At 58.6% G+C, this 11,806-nt stretch carries 22 protein-coding genes; all 22 read left to right on the top strand.

Features of this window, described 5'->3' with window-relative positions; genetic code table 11:
• The first annotated feature begins 2 nt into the window (after window positions 1-2).
• Window positions 3-644 (top strand): 50S ribosomal protein L3, encoded by a 642-nt coding sequence (rplC, locus tag N5D22_RS09620; protein ID WP_004442604.1) that lies wholly within the window; start codon window positions 3-5, stop codon window positions 642-644.
• A 12-nt stretch (window positions 645-656) separates the two neighbouring features.
• Window positions 657-1,277, top strand: coding sequence for a 50S ribosomal protein L4 (gene rplD / locus N5D22_RS09615; RefSeq protein WP_279656170.1), 621 nt, complete (start codon window positions 657-659; stop codon window positions 1,275-1,277).
• Window positions 1,274-1,567 carry a 50S ribosomal protein L23 gene (locus tag N5D22_RS09610; protein ID WP_003521003.1) on the top strand — a complete coding sequence of 98 codons (294 nt, stop codon included), beginning with the start codon at window positions 1,274-1,276 and terminating at the stop codon, window positions 1,565-1,567. The genes rplD and N5D22_RS09610 overlap by 4 nt, the downstream gene beginning before the upstream one ends.
• A 43-nt stretch (window positions 1,568-1,610) precedes the next feature.
• The gene (gene rplB, locus N5D22_RS09605) at window positions 1,611-2,447 is read left to right on the top strand and encodes a 50S ribosomal protein L2 (protein ID WP_003521004.1); all 837 of its coding nucleotides are present in this window, start codon (window positions 1,611-1,613) and stop codon (window positions 2,445-2,447) included.
• 15 nt (window positions 2,448-2,462) lie between these two features.
• The gene (rpsS, locus tag N5D22_RS09600; protein WP_003507772.1) at window positions 2,463-2,741 is read left to right on the top strand and encodes a 30S ribosomal protein S19; all 279 of its coding nucleotides are present in this window, start codon (window positions 2,463-2,465) and stop codon (window positions 2,739-2,741) included.
• A gap of 2 nt (window positions 2,742-2,743) precedes the next feature.
• On the top strand, window positions 2,744-3,133 hold the full coding sequence (gene rplV, locus N5D22_RS09595; protein ID WP_065113658.1) for a 50S ribosomal protein L22: 390 nt from the start codon (window positions 2,744-2,746) through the stop codon (window positions 3,131-3,133).
• Window positions 3,133-3,864 carry a 30S ribosomal protein S3 gene (rpsC, locus tag N5D22_RS09590; protein ID WP_003495188.1) on the top strand — a complete coding sequence of 244 codons (732 nt, stop codon included), beginning with the start codon at window positions 3,133-3,135 and terminating at the stop codon, window positions 3,862-3,864. Before rplV ends, rpsC begins: the two co-directional genes overlap by 1 nt.
• A gap of 38 nt (window positions 3,865-3,902) precedes the next feature.
• Window positions 3,903-4,316 (top strand): 50S ribosomal protein L16, encoded by a 414-nt coding sequence (gene rplP / locus N5D22_RS09585; protein WP_003495190.1) that lies wholly within the window; start codon window positions 3,903-3,905, stop codon window positions 4,314-4,316.
• Window positions 4,317-4,328: 12 nt separating this feature from the next.
• Window positions 4,329-4,529: a 50S ribosomal protein L29 gene (rpmC, locus tag N5D22_RS09580; protein WP_003495193.1), complete on the top strand. Its 201-nt coding sequence runs from the start codon at window positions 4,329-4,331 to the stop codon at window positions 4,527-4,529.
• 11 nt (window positions 4,530-4,540) lie between these two features.
• Window positions 4,541-4,777, top strand: a complete 237-nt coding sequence (gene rpsQ / locus N5D22_RS09575) for a 30S ribosomal protein S17 (protein WP_003495195.1) — start codon at window positions 4,541-4,543, stop codon at window positions 4,775-4,777.
• A 234-nt stretch (window positions 4,778-5,011) separates the two neighbouring features.
• A complete protein-coding gene (gene rplN, locus N5D22_RS09570) occupies window positions 5,012-5,380 on the top strand; it encodes a 50S ribosomal protein L14 (RefSeq protein ID WP_003495199.1) in 369 nt (122 codons plus the stop codon).
• Window positions 5,381-5,392: 12 nt separating this feature from the next.
• Complete coding sequence (gene rplX, locus N5D22_RS09565; protein WP_003521006.1) at window positions 5,393-5,701, top strand: 50S ribosomal protein L24; 309 nt, start codon at window positions 5,393-5,395, stop codon at window positions 5,699-5,701.
• Entirely contained in the window at window positions 5,694-6,248 is a 555-nt protein-coding gene (gene rplE / locus N5D22_RS09560; RefSeq protein ID WP_003495201.1) for a 50S ribosomal protein L5, read from the top strand. The genes rplX and rplE overlap by 8 nt, the downstream gene beginning before the upstream one ends.
• Before the next feature lie 33 nt (window positions 6,249-6,281).
• The gene (gene rpsN, locus N5D22_RS09555) at window positions 6,282-6,587 is read left to right on the top strand and encodes a 30S ribosomal protein S14 (RefSeq protein ID WP_003507785.1); all 306 of its coding nucleotides are present in this window, start codon (window positions 6,282-6,284) and stop codon (window positions 6,585-6,587) included.
• A 12-nt stretch (window positions 6,588-6,599) separates the two neighbouring features.
• Window positions 6,600-6,998 (top strand): 30S ribosomal protein S8, encoded by a 399-nt coding sequence (gene rpsH, locus N5D22_RS09550; RefSeq protein WP_004442588.1) that lies wholly within the window; start codon window positions 6,600-6,602, stop codon window positions 6,996-6,998.
• Between the two features lie 42 nt (window positions 6,999-7,040).
• Window positions 7,041-7,574 (top strand): 50S ribosomal protein L6, encoded by a 534-nt coding sequence (rplF, locus tag N5D22_RS09545; protein ID WP_003495204.1) that lies wholly within the window; start codon window positions 7,041-7,043, stop codon window positions 7,572-7,574.
• A 12-nt stretch (window positions 7,575-7,586) separates the two neighbouring features.
• Window positions 7,587-7,949: a 50S ribosomal protein L18 gene (gene rplR, locus N5D22_RS09540; RefSeq protein ID WP_003521008.1), complete on the top strand. Its 363-nt coding sequence runs from the start codon at window positions 7,587-7,589 to the stop codon at window positions 7,947-7,949.
• 119 nt (window positions 7,950-8,068) lie between these two features.
• Window positions 8,069-8,638 carry a 30S ribosomal protein S5 gene (gene rpsE / locus N5D22_RS09535; protein ID WP_004442585.1) on the top strand — a complete coding sequence of 190 codons (570 nt, stop codon included), beginning with the start codon at window positions 8,069-8,071 and terminating at the stop codon, window positions 8,636-8,638.
• A gap of 11 nt (window positions 8,639-8,649) precedes the next feature.
• Complete coding sequence (gene rpmD / locus N5D22_RS09530; RefSeq protein ID WP_020812287.1) at window positions 8,650-8,856, top strand: 50S ribosomal protein L30; 207 nt, start codon at window positions 8,650-8,652, stop codon at window positions 8,854-8,856.
• A 16-nt stretch (window positions 8,857-8,872) separates the two neighbouring features.
• On the top strand, window positions 8,873-9,352 hold the full coding sequence (gene rplO, locus N5D22_RS09525) for a 50S ribosomal protein L15 (protein WP_003521009.1): 480 nt from the start codon (window positions 8,873-8,875) through the stop codon (window positions 9,350-9,352).
• A gap of 331 nt (window positions 9,353-9,683) precedes the next feature.
• Complete coding sequence (gene secY / locus N5D22_RS09520; protein ID WP_279656169.1) at window positions 9,684-11,024, top strand: preprotein translocase subunit SecY; 1,341 nt, start codon at window positions 9,684-9,686, stop codon at window positions 11,022-11,024.
• Window positions 11,021-11,611 carry an adenylate kinase gene (locus N5D22_RS09515; RefSeq protein WP_003507790.1) on the top strand — a complete coding sequence of 197 codons (591 nt, stop codon included), beginning with the start codon at window positions 11,021-11,023 and terminating at the stop codon, window positions 11,609-11,611. Before secY ends, N5D22_RS09515 begins: the two co-directional genes overlap by 4 nt.
• The last annotated feature ends 195 nt before the right edge of the window (window positions 11,612-11,806 follow it).

The raw sequence follows: 11,806 nt of genomic DNA, 5'->3' as shown, positions 1-11,806 counted from the left end.
CAATGCGTTCAGGTGTGATTGCACAGAAAGTGGGTATGACACGCGTCTATAACGACGCAGGTGAACATATCCCCGTAACAGTATTGCGACTGGATAACGTACAAGTCGTTGCCCAGCGCACGGAAGACAAGAATGGCTATACCGCAGTTCAGCTCGGTGCCGGCCAGTCCAAGGTCAAGAACACGACGAAGGCTCTTCGCGGTCATTTTGCCGCTGCCAATGTCGAACCGAAAGCAAAGCTCGTCGAGTTCCGGGTTTCCCCCGAGAACCTGATCGACATCGGTGCAACACTGACCGCAAATCATTTTCAGACCGGCCAGCTGGTCGACGTCACCGGAACCACGATCGGTAAGGGTTTCGCCGGTGCTATGAAGCGTCACAACTTCGGTGGTGGTCGCGCTTCGCACGGTAACTCGATCTCGCACCGTGCACACGGTTCGACCGGTTCCAACCAGGATCCGGGTCGCGTCTGGAAGGGCAAGCGCATGGCTGGTCATATGGGCCAGACCCGCGTTACGACCCAGAACCTCGAAGTCGTTTCGACTGATGAAGACCGTGGCCTCATCCTCGTGAAGGGTGCAGTTCCCGGTTCGAAGGGTTCCTGGATCATCGTCCGCGACGCCGTCAAGTCGGCTGCGAAGTAAGGGAGCCTTATCATGGAATTGAACGTCAAGACCCTCGAGGGAAAAGACGCCGGCAAGGTTTCTCTGTCGGATGAGATCTTCGGCCTCGACCCCCGCCAGGACATCCTGGCCCGCATGGTTCGCTGGCAGCTTGCAAAGAAGCAGCAGGGAACCCACAAGTCCAAGAGCCGGTCGGAAGTTTCCCGCACCGGCGCGAAGATGTACAAGCAGAAGGGTACGGGCCGCGCTCGTCACCATTCGGCTCGCGCACCGCAGTTCCGCGGCGGCGGCAAGGCCCACGGCCCGGTCGTTCGCAGCCATGCACACGATCTTCCGAAGAAGGTTCGTGCGCTCGCTCTGCGTCACGCCCTGTCTGCAAAGCTGAAGGCTGAAGAACTGATCATCGTCGATCAGCTCGTTGCGTCCGAAGCAAAGACCAAGGCTCTGCTGGGCAGCTTCGCTTCGCTTGGCCTGACCAACGCTCTCGTTATCGGCGGCGCCGAACTTGATGGCAACTTCAAGCTCGCTGCTCAGAACATCCCGAATGTGGACGTTCTGCCGGTTCAGGGCATCAATGTTTACGACATCCTGCGCCGTGGCAAGCTGGTGCTTTCCAAGGCTGCTGTAGAGGCTCTGGAGGAGCGGTTCAAATGACGGATCTTCGCCACTACGATGTGATCGTATCTCCTTCGATCACGGAAAAGTCGACGCTGGTATCCGAACAGAACCAGGTCGTATTCAACGTCGCCAAGAATGCTTCCAAGCCTGAAATCAAGGCTGCCGTGGAAGCTCTCTTCGGCGTCAAAGTCACGGCTGTGAACACGCTTATCCGCAAGGGTAAGACCCGTCGTTTCCGTGGATTCGCCGGTAAGCTGAAGGACGTCAAGAAAGCCGTCGTTACGCTCGCCGAAGGTCAATCCATCGACGTGTCCACCGGACTCTAAAGGTTAGGCCCAAGCGGGCAAAGACCCAAAAGGGAACAAGAAAATGGCATTGAAAAGTTTCAATCCGACCACGCCGAGCCAGCGCCAGCTGGTTATCGTGGACCGCGCTTCGCTCTACAAGGGCAAGCCGGTAAAGGCTCTCACCCAGGGCCTCAGCTCCAAGGGTGGCCGTAACAACCAGGGCCGGATCACCGTCCGTTTCCAGGGTGGCGGTCACAAGCGGACCTACCGTCTGGTTGACTTCAAGCGTCGCAAGTTCGACGTTGAAGGCACCGTTGAACGTCTGGAATACGACCCCAACCGCACCGCGTTCATCGCGCTGGTTACGTATACCGACGGCGAACAGGCTTACATTCTCGCGCCACAGCGTCTCGCTGCCGGTGACAAGGTGATCGCCTCCGACAAGGCAGTGGACGTGAAGCCCGGCAACACCATGCCGCTTCAGTACATTCCGGTCGGTTCGATCATCCACAACGTCGAGATGAAGCCGGGCAAGGGCGGTCAGATCGCTCGCTCCGCCGGTACGTATGTCCAGCTCGTCGGCCGCGATGCCGGCATGGCCATCCTGCGTCTCAACTCGGGCGAACAGCGTCTGGTGCACGGCTCCTGCCTCGCATCGATCGGTGCTGTTTCGAACTCGGACCACGCCAACATCAACGACGGCAAGGCCGGTCGTTCCCGTTGGCGCGGCAAGCGTCCGCACGTTCGCGGCGTCGTCATGAACCCGGTCGACCACCCGCACGGTGGTGGTGAAGGTCGCACGTCGGGTGGTCGCCACCCGGTTACTCCGTGGGGCAAGCCCACGAAGGGCAAGCGCACCCGTTCGAACAAGTCGACCGACAAGTTCATCATGCGCTCGCGCCATCAGCGTAAGAAGTAAGAGAGGTAGTCACTAATGGCTCGTTCAGTATGGAAAGGTCCGTTTGTTGACGGCTATCTTCTCACCAAGGCTGAGAAGGTGCGCGAGAGCGGACGTAACGAAGTAATCAAGATCTGGAGCCGTCGCTCCACGATCCTGCCGCAGTTCGTTGGTCTGACCTTCGGCGTCTACAACGGCAGCAAGCATGTGCCCGTCTCCGTCAACGAAGACATGGTCGGCCACAAGTTCGGTGAATTCTCTCCGACCCGTACCTATTACGGTCACGGCGCGGACAAGAAGGCAAAGAGGAAGTAATCATGGCGAAGGCTAAGACCGAACGCCGGCTGAAGGACAACGAGGCTCAGGCCGTTGCCCGTACGCTCCGCGTCAGCCCCCAGAAACTGAACCTGGTTGCCGCTCTTATCCGTGGCAAGAAGGTTGATCGCGCTCTCGCCGAGCTCGAATTCTCCCGCAAGCGCATTGCAGGCACCGTCAAGAAGACGCTGGAATCTGCAATTGCCAATGCGGAAAACAACCACGACCTCGACGTCGACGCTCTCGTCGTCGCCGAGGCCTATGTTGGCAAGTCCATCACCATGAAGCGTTTCCACGCTCGTGGCCGTGGTCGTGCTTCCCGCATCGAAAAGCCGTTCTCTCACCTCACGATCGTCGTTCGTGAAGTCGAGGAAAAAGGGGAGGCCGCATAATGGGTCAGAAAATCAATCCGATCGGCTTCCGTCTCGGCATCAACCGTACCTGGGACAGCCGCTGGTACGCTGACACCGCAGAATACGGCAAGCTTCTGCATGAAGACCTGAAGATCCGGGCTTACCTGATCAAGGAACTCAAGCAGGCCGGCATCGCCAAGGTCGTCATCGAGCGTCCGCACAAGAAGTGCCGCGTCACGATCCACTCGGCTCGTCCGGGTCTGATCATCGGCAAGAAGGGTGCGGACATCGAGAAGCTTCGCAAGAAGCTTTCCGAAATGACCAACTCCGAAACGCACCTCAACATCGTTGAAGTGCGCAAGCCGGAAATCGACGCGACGCTGGTTGCCCAGTCGATCGCTCAGCAGCTCGAGCGCCGCGTGGCTTTCCGCCGTGCGATGAAGCGTGCTGTTCAGTCCGCAATGCGTCTTGGCGCCGAAGGCATCAAGATCACCTGCGGCGGCCGTCTCGGCGGTGCAGAAATCGCTCGTACCGAATGGTACCGCGAAGGTCGCGTTCCGCTGCACACGCTGCGTGCGGACATCGACTACGGCACGGCTGAAGCTGAAACCGCATTCGGTATTTGCGGCATCAAGGTCTGGATCTTCAAGGGCGAAATCCTTGAGCACGATCCGATGGCTTCTGAGCGTCGCGGTCTCGAAGGCGACGCACAGGGCCCTGCAAGCCGTGAGCGTGGCGATCGTCCCGATCGTCGTCGCGAAAACGCTTGATTGACGCTGGCGAAAGATAAGCTCGGAGAAGTAAGAAAATGTTGCAGCCAAAGCGTACTAAGTACCGTAAGCAGTTCAAGGGACGCATCAAGGGCGTCGCCAAGGGCGGCTTTGACCTGGCATTCGGTGAATTCGGCTTGAAGTCGCAGGAACCGAACCGCGTGAATGCACGCGAGATCGAAGCGGCCCGCCGCGCGATCACGCGTTACATGAAGCGCGCAGGTCGTGTGTGGATCCGCGTATTCCCCGACGTTCCGGTAACGGCCAAGCCGACCGAAGTTCGTATGGGTAAGGGCAAGGGTTCGGTCGATTACTGGGCATGCAAGGTCAAGCCCGGTCGTATGATGTTCGAGATCGACGGTGTGTCCGAGGAAATCGCCCGTGAGGCGCTTCGTCTCGGCGCTGCCAAGCTCTCGGTCAAGACGCGCTTCGTACAGCGCATCGCAGAGTAAGGAGCAAGGCACATGAAAGCCGATGAAGTTCGCGGCCTCAGCGCCGACCAGCTCAAGGACAAGCTCGCCGATCTGAAGAAGGAGCAGTTCAACCTGCGCTTCCAGAAGGCAACTGGTCAGCTGGAGAAGTCCTCGCGCATCAACGAAGTCCGCAAGGATATCGCCCGCGTTAAAACCATTGCCCGCCAGAAGGCGGCAGAAGCCAAGGCCTAAGGAAGAATAATATGCCGAAACGCATTCTGCAGGGCGTCGTTGTGTCCGACAAGAACGAGAAGACTGTCGTAGTTCGCGTTGAGCGTCGATTCGCTCACCCGCTGCTTCAGAAGACTGTTCGTCGTTCGAAGAAGTACAAGGCACACGACGAAAACAATCAGTATAAGGTCGGCGATGTCGTTTCCATCGAGGAATGCGCACCGATCTCCAAGGACAAGCGCTGGACGGTCGTTTCCGCCCAGGCTTAATTTCATCAGAATCGCGCCAGGTGTCTTGCACTTGGCGCGAATTCCTGTATGAAGCACCGCAAGGACGCTCGTGAATCGAGCGTCTTTTGCTTTGATGCGCACGGAAGGTCCTTCGGGAAACCACCCTGTCACGACATTTCCGCGCAAAAAAAGAGATATTCATAAGCTGGGGCAGGGGGCTTGCTCGGGAGAGTTTGCCCAACCGTTCCGGTAACAACAAGAAGGCGACCTGACATGATTCAGATGCAAACAAACCTCGACGTGGCGGATAATTCCGGCGCACGTCGTGTCATGTGCATCAAGGTGCTGGGCGGCTCGAAGCGCAAATATGCTTCTGTTGGCGACATTATTGTCGTTTCCATCAAGGAAGCTATTCCGCGCGGCCGCGTCAAGAAGGGCGACGTGATGAAGGCGGTTGTCGTGCGCACCGCCAAGGACATCCGCCGCGCTGACGGCAGCGTCATCCGTTTCGATAACAACGCAGCCGTTCTTATCGACAACAAGAAAGAGCCCATCGGCACCCGTATCTTCGGACCGGTTCCGCGCGAACTTCGCGCCAAGAACCACATGAAGATCATCTCGCTGGCTCCGGAAGTACTGTAAGGAGCGAATGCGATGCAGAAGATTCGTAAAGGCGACAAGGTTGTCGTATTGACCGGTAAGGACAAGGGCCGTACCGGCGAAGTAATCCAGGTTTTGCCGAAGGAAGATCGGGCCGTTGTGCGTGGCGTCAACATGGTGAAGCGTCACCAGCGCCAGACCCAGGCCCAGGAAGCCGGCATCATCAACAAGGAAGCATCCTTGCACATCTCCAACATTGCCATCGTCGACAAGGATGGCAAGCCGACCCGCGTTGGCTTCTCGGTTGTGGATGGCAAGAAGGTCCGCGTGGCCAAGCGTTCGGGAGAAGTGATCGATGGCTGATAAGTACGAGCCGCGTCTCAAGACGGAATACGTTTCCCGTATCCGTGGCGCCATGCAGGAGAAGTTCTCCTACGCCAACGTGATGATGATCCCGAAGCTTGAAAAGATCGTGATCAACATGGGTGTTGGCGAGGCGACTGCCGACTCCAAGAAGCCCACCATCGCTGCCGGTGACCTGGCTGCGATTGCCGGCCAGAAGCCGGTGGTTACCCGCGCTCGCAACTCGATCGCAGGTTTCAAGGTTCGCGAAGGCATGCCGATCGGTGCGAAGGTTACCCTTCGTGGCGCCCGCATGTACGAATTCCTTGATCGTCTGGTCAACATCGCGCTTCCGCGCGTTCGCGACTTCCGGGGCCTGAACCCGAAGAGCTTTGACGGCCGTGGCAACTTCGCCATGGGCATCAAGGAACACATTGTGTTCCCTGAGATCAACTACGATAAGGTTGATCAGATGTGGGGCATGGACATCATCGTTTGCACGACGGCGACGTCGGACGACGAAGCTCGGGCTCTGCTGACAGAGTTCAACTTCCCGTTCCGTCACTAACCGTAACGACGAGCGTAGAAAAGGAACTCCGATATGGCGAAAACAAGCGCAGTTGAAAAGAACAAGCGCCGCCGCAAGTCGGTCGCCCAGCAGGCCGCCAAGCGCGCCGCACTGAAGGCGATCGTGATGAACCAGTCCCTTCCGATCGAAGACCGGTTCAAGGCCACTCTGAAGCTCGCTTCGCTGCCGCGTGACGGCTCGAAGACGCGTATCCGCAACCGCTGCGAAGTAACGGGCCGTCCGCGCGCGTTCTATCGCAAGCTCAAGATGTCGCGTATCGCGCTTCGTGAGCTGGGCAATTCCGGCAAGGTGCCGGGCATTGTCAAGTCGAGCTGGTAAGGAGACGGGCACATGACCATGACTGATCCTTTGGGTGATATGCTCACCCGCATCCGCAATGGTGCTGCTCGCCGCAAGTCGTCGGTAAGCACGCCCGCTTCCAGCCTCCGCGCACGCGTTCTCGACGTGCTGCAGTCTGAGGGCTACATTCGCGGTTATTCCAAGGTCGATTTCGAAAACGGCAAGTCCGAATTCACGATCGAGCTGAAGTACTACGAAGGCGCGTCCGTGATCCGTGAGATCGGCCGCGTTTCCAAGCCGGGCCGCCGGGTTTATGTCTCGGTAAAGTCCATTCCGCAGGTCGCGAACGGCCTCGGCATCACCATCCTTTCGACCCCGAAGGGCGTGATGGCCGATCACCAGGCTCGCGAACAGAACGTTGGTGGCGAGGTTCTTTGCTCGGTCTTCTAAGACTGGGCAAGGATCTCCATAACGAACAGACAGGATTGAATAATGTCTCGTATCGGTAAAAAGCCCGTTCCGGTTCCCGCAGGTGTGACGGCCAATGTCGACGGCCAGAAGGTCACTGCTAAGGGCCCGAAGGGCGAACTGTTTTTCGTCGCTAACGACGACATTCAGCTGAAGCTCGAAGATAACGGCGTTTCCGTAACGCCGGCTAACGGCACCAAGGAAGCTCGTTCGAAGTGGGGCATGTCCCGCACGATGATCGAGAACATCTTCAAGGGTGTTAAGGACGGCTATGAGCGCAAGCTCGAAATCAACGGCGTCGGTTACCGTGCCGCCATGCAGGGCAAGAACCTGCAGCTGGCTCTCGGCTTCTCGCATGACGTTGTTTACGAGCCGCCGGTCGGCATCACCATTGCCGTTCCGAAGCCCACGGAAATCATCGTTTCCGGCATCAACAAGCAGCAGGTTGGCCAGGTAGCCGCGGAAATCCGCGAATACCGCGGTCCCGAGCCCTACAAGGGCAAGGGCGTGAAGTACGCTGAAGAGCGTATTGTCCGCAAAGAAGGCAAGAAGAAGTAAGGATCACGCGAAATGGCTAGCAGGAAAGAAGCACTTGCACGTCGCGCGAGCCGTGTGCGCCGCCAGATCAAGGCGGTTGCCAACGGCCGCCCGCGCCTGTCGGTTCATCGCTCGTCGAAGAACATCTACGCCCAGATCATCGATGACGTTGCTGGCAAGACGCTTGCGTCTGCCTCCACGCTCGAAGCCGATCTGCGCGGCTCGCTCAAGACCGGTGCCGACGTTGCAGCAGCAACCGTTGTCGGCAAGCTGGTTGCTGAGCGTGGCGTCAAGGCTGGCGTCAAGGATGTCGTATTCGACCGTGGCGCGTTCATCTACCACGGCCGCATCAAGGCCCTGGCAGACGCTGCCCGCGAAGGCGGCCTGAACTTCTGATTTTTTTCCGCCCGGACAACGATCCGGGCGGAATTTCACCGGACCATGCGGATCTCTTCATCGGGACCGCTGGTCTTTTCGTTTGCCGTTCCACCCGCAAAAGAAAAAGGACAAGGACAATGGCACAGGATAAAAGAGGTTCCCGCGAAGAGCGTCAGAACCGCGAAGAGCGCGATAGCGAATTCGTCGACAAGCTGGTCGCGATCAACCGCGTTGCAAAGGTTGTTAAGGGTGGCCGTCGCTTCGGCTTCGCCGCTCTCGTCGTCGTTGGCGACCAGAAGGGCCGCGTTGGCTTCGGTCACGGCAAGGCTCGTGAAGTTCCGGAAGCGATCCGCAAGGCAACCGAGAGCGCAAAGCGCGATCTGATCTTCGTTCCGCTGCGCGATGGCCGCACGCTGCACCACGACGTCAATGGCCGTCACGGCGCAGGCAAGGTTCTGCTGCGTTCGGCCAAGGCCGGTACCGGTATCATCGCCGGTGGTCCGATGCGCGCCGTTTTCGAAACGCTCGGCGTTCATGACGTTGTTGCCAAGTCGACCGGTTCCTCGAACCCGTACAACATGGTTCGCGCTACGTTTGACGCTCTGAAGCATCAGGTTCATCCGAAGGACATCGCTGCACAGCGCGGTCTGAAGTATGCGACCCTTCAGGCTCGTCGTGCCGCTTCCGGCAACGCTTCTGAAGAATAAGGAGCTGGATCATGGCCAAGAAGACTACTGAAGCCAAGAAGACTGTTACGGTCGAGCAGATCGGCAGCCCCATTCGCCGCCCGGCAATCCAGCGCCAGACGCTGATCGGCCTGGGTCTCAACAAGATGCATCGTCAGCGCACCCTGGAAGACACCCCTGCGGTTCGCGGCATGATCCGTGCGGTCCAGCATCTCGTTCGCGTCGTTGACGAGAAGTGAGACGGAGTAACCTATCATGAAACTCAATGAAATCAGAGACAACGAAGGCGCCTCCAAGGACCGTATCCGCGTAGGTCGCGGTATCGGTTCCGGCAAGGGCAAGACCGGTGGTCGCGGTGTGAAGGGTCAGAAGGCTCGTTCGGGCGTCGCCATCAACGGTTTCGAAGGCGGTCAGATGCCAATCTACCGTCGTCTGCCGAAGCGCGGTTTCAACAACATCTTCGCTTCCGAATATGTGGTCGTATCGCTCGGCCGCATTCAGACCGCCATCGACGCCAAGAAGCTTGACGCTTCCGCAACGATTGATGCCGCTGCTCTCAAGGCTGCCGGCGTTATCCGCCGCGCCAAGGACGGCGTACGCATTCTCGCCGACGGCGAGCTGAAGGCCAAGGTCGCTTTCGAAGTTGCCGGCGCTTCCAAGCCCGCAATCGAAAAGATCGAAAAGGCTGGCGGCTCGATCAAGCTTCTCGCAGTTGCAGCAGAAGCCGCTGAGTAATATATAAGACTTCAGACGCCCGGAGCATCGTCGCTCCGGGCGTTTGCGCTCCCTGGCCCATGGTGCTTTCGATCTAAATCGATTTATAGAGCATCAGGGCAATCTCTTCGCGGTGTGCTTTAACGGCCCCGCTTGCGGCAGAAAGTGCTGCAGGGAGAGCCTCACAGTTCTTGAACTTCCGTAGGGGAGGGGATAGGACATAAAAAACAGGGTGAGGCATGATGGCGGCCAAGGGCCGCGTTCGTCCGAAGCCCGGTTTTGAACCAGTATCTTTTAGACCTTTCCGCATTGGCCGGTATTGCTGGCTGGCAAGGGTCATTCGGAGAAATTTATGGCTTCAGCAGCGGAACAACTGGCTTCGAACCTGAATTTTTCGACCTTCGCTAAGGCGGAGGATCTGAAAAAGCGTCTCTGGTTTACCCTTGCCGCACTTCTCGTCTACCGTCTCGGCACCCACATTCCGCTTCCGGGTCTCAACCCCGAAGCCTATGCGCAGGCATTTCAGGGCCAGGCCAACGGTATTCTCGGTCTTTTCAACATGTTTGCGGGCGGCGCCGTCGAGCGCATGGCGATCTTCGCGCTCGGCATCATGCCTTACATCTCCGCTTCGATCATCGTGCAGCTCATGACCTCGGTCGTGCCGTCGCTCGAAGCGTTGAAGAAGGAAGGCGAAGCCGGCCGCAAGATCATCAACCAGTATACGCGCTACGGCACGGTGCTGCTCGGCACGCTGCAGGCCTATGGCATTGCGGTCGGCCTTGAAAGCGGCAACGGTCTCGTGGTCGATCCGGGCTGGTTCTTCCGTATCTCCACCGTCATCACGCTGCTCGGCGGCACGATGTTCCTGATGTGGCTGGGCGAGCAGATCACCTCGCGCGGTATCGGCAACGGTATCTCGCTGATCATCTTCGCGGGCATTGCGGCAGGCCTGCCCAAGGCGCTGGCCGGCACGCTGGAGCTCGGCCGTACCGGTGCGCTTTCGACGCCGCTCATCCTGACGGTCGTCGTGGTCGCCATCGGCGTCATCGCGCTCATTGTCTTTGTGGAACGCGCCCAGCGCCGTCTGCTGATACAATACCCGAAGCGACAGGTCGGCAACCGGATGTTCCAGGGCGATACCTCGCATCTGCCGCTGAAGCTCAACACGGCCGGCGTCATTCCCGCGATCTTCGCATCGTCGCTGTTGCTTCTGCCGGCAACGGCTGCAGGTTTTGCCGGTAACACCAACCTGCCGACCTGGGCGACCTCGATCATCGCGTCGCTGCAGCATGGCCAGCCGCTGTTCATGGCGCTTTACGGCCTGCTGATCGCGTTCTTCGCGTTCTTCTACACGGCGATCGTGTTCAATCCGAAGGACACCGCAGATAACCTCAAGAAGCATGGCGGCTTCATTCCGGGCATCCGTCCGGGCGAACGCACCGCGGAGTACATCGATTACGTCCTGACCCGTATCACCGTGGTCGGCGCGATTTATCTGGTCTTCGTGTGTATCCTTCCTGAGACACTTATCGCGCGCACGGGCATTCCATTAGCCCTTGGTGGTACTTCGCTTTTGATCGTTGTCAGTGTAACTCTTGACACTGTTGCGCAAATCCAGGGTCACCTGATCGCGCAGCAATATGAAGGGCTGATCAAGAAGTCGAAGTTGCGTGGAGGAAAGAGGGGACGATGAGACTGATATTTTTGGGTCCGCCGGGTGCGGGCAAGGGAACCCAGGCCAAGCGGCTGACGGACAAGTACGGGATCCCGCAGCTTTCCACCGGTGACATGCTTCGTGCTGCTGTGAGCGCGGGCACCGAAATCGGCAAACGCGCCAAGGCCGTCATGGATGCCGGCGGGCTTGTTTCCGACGATATCGTCAATCAGATCGTTTCCGAACGCATCGAAGCACCGGACTGTGCCAAGGGCTTTATTCTCGACGGCTATCCGCGCACCGTTCCGCAGGCCAAGGCGCTTGCCGACAACATGCGCAAGAAGAATCTGGTCCTTGATGCCGTCATCGAACTGAAGGTGGACGAGGAGGCGTTGATTCGCCGAATCGAAAACCGTGTGGCTGAAACCATTGCCGCCGGCGGCACGGTTCGCTCTGACGACAATCCGGAAGCGTTCCGCAAGCGCCTGACGGAATATCGGGAGAAGACCGCGCCGCTGTCCGCCTATTACAGCGAACAGGGCGAGCTTGTGACACTTGACGGTATGGCTGACGTCGATGCCGTCACCGAGGCCATTGAGCGCGTTCTCGAGAAAGCCTCCGCCTGATCGACGGAGCGGATGGGCCAGGCTGTTGCGCTCTTGCCCATATCTCGCTTCCGCACGGCGGCTGATCCTTTGGATCGTAAAAGAATCTTGGCGGAGCCGGTTGCTTTTTTGCGCTGATTCCGTTAAACACCGCGCCAACTCGCGACATCCCAAGCGACTGGCGCGGATTTCCCTAAGGGAAGGGAAATCCGGGTT

It is taken from the genome of Agrobacterium sp. GD03872 (assembly GCF_029840625.1).
GTDB lineage: Bacteria > Pseudomonadota > Alphaproteobacteria > Rhizobiales > Rhizobiaceae > Agrobacterium > Agrobacterium fabrum_A.
Note: the sequence above shows the minus strand (reverse complement) of the source record. Positions and strands in the feature narration are given on the sequence as shown.

What these genes read in the sequence shown, in the direction of transcription:
- rplC (WP_004442604.1), top strand. Translation starts at nt 3, where the DNA reads ATGCGTTCAGGTGTGATTGCACAGAAAGTGGGTATGACACGCGTCTAT.
- rplD (WP_279656170.1), top strand. Translation starts at nt 657, where the DNA reads ATGGAATTGAACGTCAAGACCCTCGAGGGAAAAGACGCCGGCAAGGTT.
- N5D22_RS09610 (WP_003521003.1), top strand. Translation starts at nt 1,274, where the DNA reads ATGACGGATCTTCGCCACTACGATGTGATCGTATCTCCTTCGATCACG.
- rplB (WP_003521004.1), top strand. Translation starts at nt 1,611, where the DNA reads ATGGCATTGAAAAGTTTCAATCCGACCACGCCGAGCCAGCGCCAGCTG.
- rpsS (WP_003507772.1), top strand. Translation starts at nt 2,463, where the DNA reads ATGGCTCGTTCAGTATGGAAAGGTCCGTTTGTTGACGGCTATCTTCTC.
- rplV (WP_065113658.1), top strand. Translation starts at nt 2,744, where the DNA reads ATGGCGAAGGCTAAGACCGAACGCCGGCTGAAGGACAACGAGGCTCAG.
- rpsC (WP_003495188.1), top strand. Translation starts at nt 3,133, where the DNA reads ATGGGTCAGAAAATCAATCCGATCGGCTTCCGTCTCGGCATCAACCGT.
- rplP (WP_003495190.1), top strand. Translation starts at nt 3,903, where the DNA reads ATGTTGCAGCCAAAGCGTACTAAGTACCGTAAGCAGTTCAAGGGACGC.
- rpmC (WP_003495193.1), top strand. Translation starts at nt 4,329, where the DNA reads ATGAAAGCCGATGAAGTTCGCGGCCTCAGCGCCGACCAGCTCAAGGAC.
- rpsQ (WP_003495195.1), top strand. Translation starts at nt 4,541, where the DNA reads ATGCCGAAACGCATTCTGCAGGGCGTCGTTGTGTCCGACAAGAACGAG.
- rplN (WP_003495199.1), top strand. Translation starts at nt 5,012, where the DNA reads ATGATTCAGATGCAAACAAACCTCGACGTGGCGGATAATTCCGGCGCA.
- rplX (WP_003521006.1), top strand. Translation starts at nt 5,393, where the DNA reads ATGCAGAAGATTCGTAAAGGCGACAAGGTTGTCGTATTGACCGGTAAG.
- rplE (WP_003495201.1), top strand. Translation starts at nt 5,694, where the DNA reads ATGGCTGATAAGTACGAGCCGCGTCTCAAGACGGAATACGTTTCCCGT.
- rpsN (WP_003507785.1), top strand. Translation starts at nt 6,282, where the DNA reads ATGGCGAAAACAAGCGCAGTTGAAAAGAACAAGCGCCGCCGCAAGTCG.
- rpsH (WP_004442588.1), top strand. Translation starts at nt 6,600, where the DNA reads ATGACCATGACTGATCCTTTGGGTGATATGCTCACCCGCATCCGCAAT.
- rplF (WP_003495204.1), top strand. Translation starts at nt 7,041, where the DNA reads ATGTCTCGTATCGGTAAAAAGCCCGTTCCGGTTCCCGCAGGTGTGACG.
- rplR (WP_003521008.1), top strand. Translation starts at nt 7,587, where the DNA reads ATGGCTAGCAGGAAAGAAGCACTTGCACGTCGCGCGAGCCGTGTGCGC.
- rpsE (WP_004442585.1), top strand. Translation starts at nt 8,069, where the DNA reads ATGGCACAGGATAAAAGAGGTTCCCGCGAAGAGCGTCAGAACCGCGAA.
- rpmD (WP_020812287.1), top strand. Translation starts at nt 8,650, where the DNA reads ATGGCCAAGAAGACTACTGAAGCCAAGAAGACTGTTACGGTCGAGCAG.
- rplO (WP_003521009.1), top strand. Translation starts at nt 8,873, where the DNA reads ATGAAACTCAATGAAATCAGAGACAACGAAGGCGCCTCCAAGGACCGT.
- secY (WP_279656169.1), top strand. Translation starts at nt 9,684, where the DNA reads ATGGCTTCAGCAGCGGAACAACTGGCTTCGAACCTGAATTTTTCGACC.
- N5D22_RS09515 (WP_003507790.1), top strand. Translation starts at nt 11,021, where the DNA reads ATGAGACTGATATTTTTGGGTCCGCCGGGTGCGGGCAAGGGAACCCAG.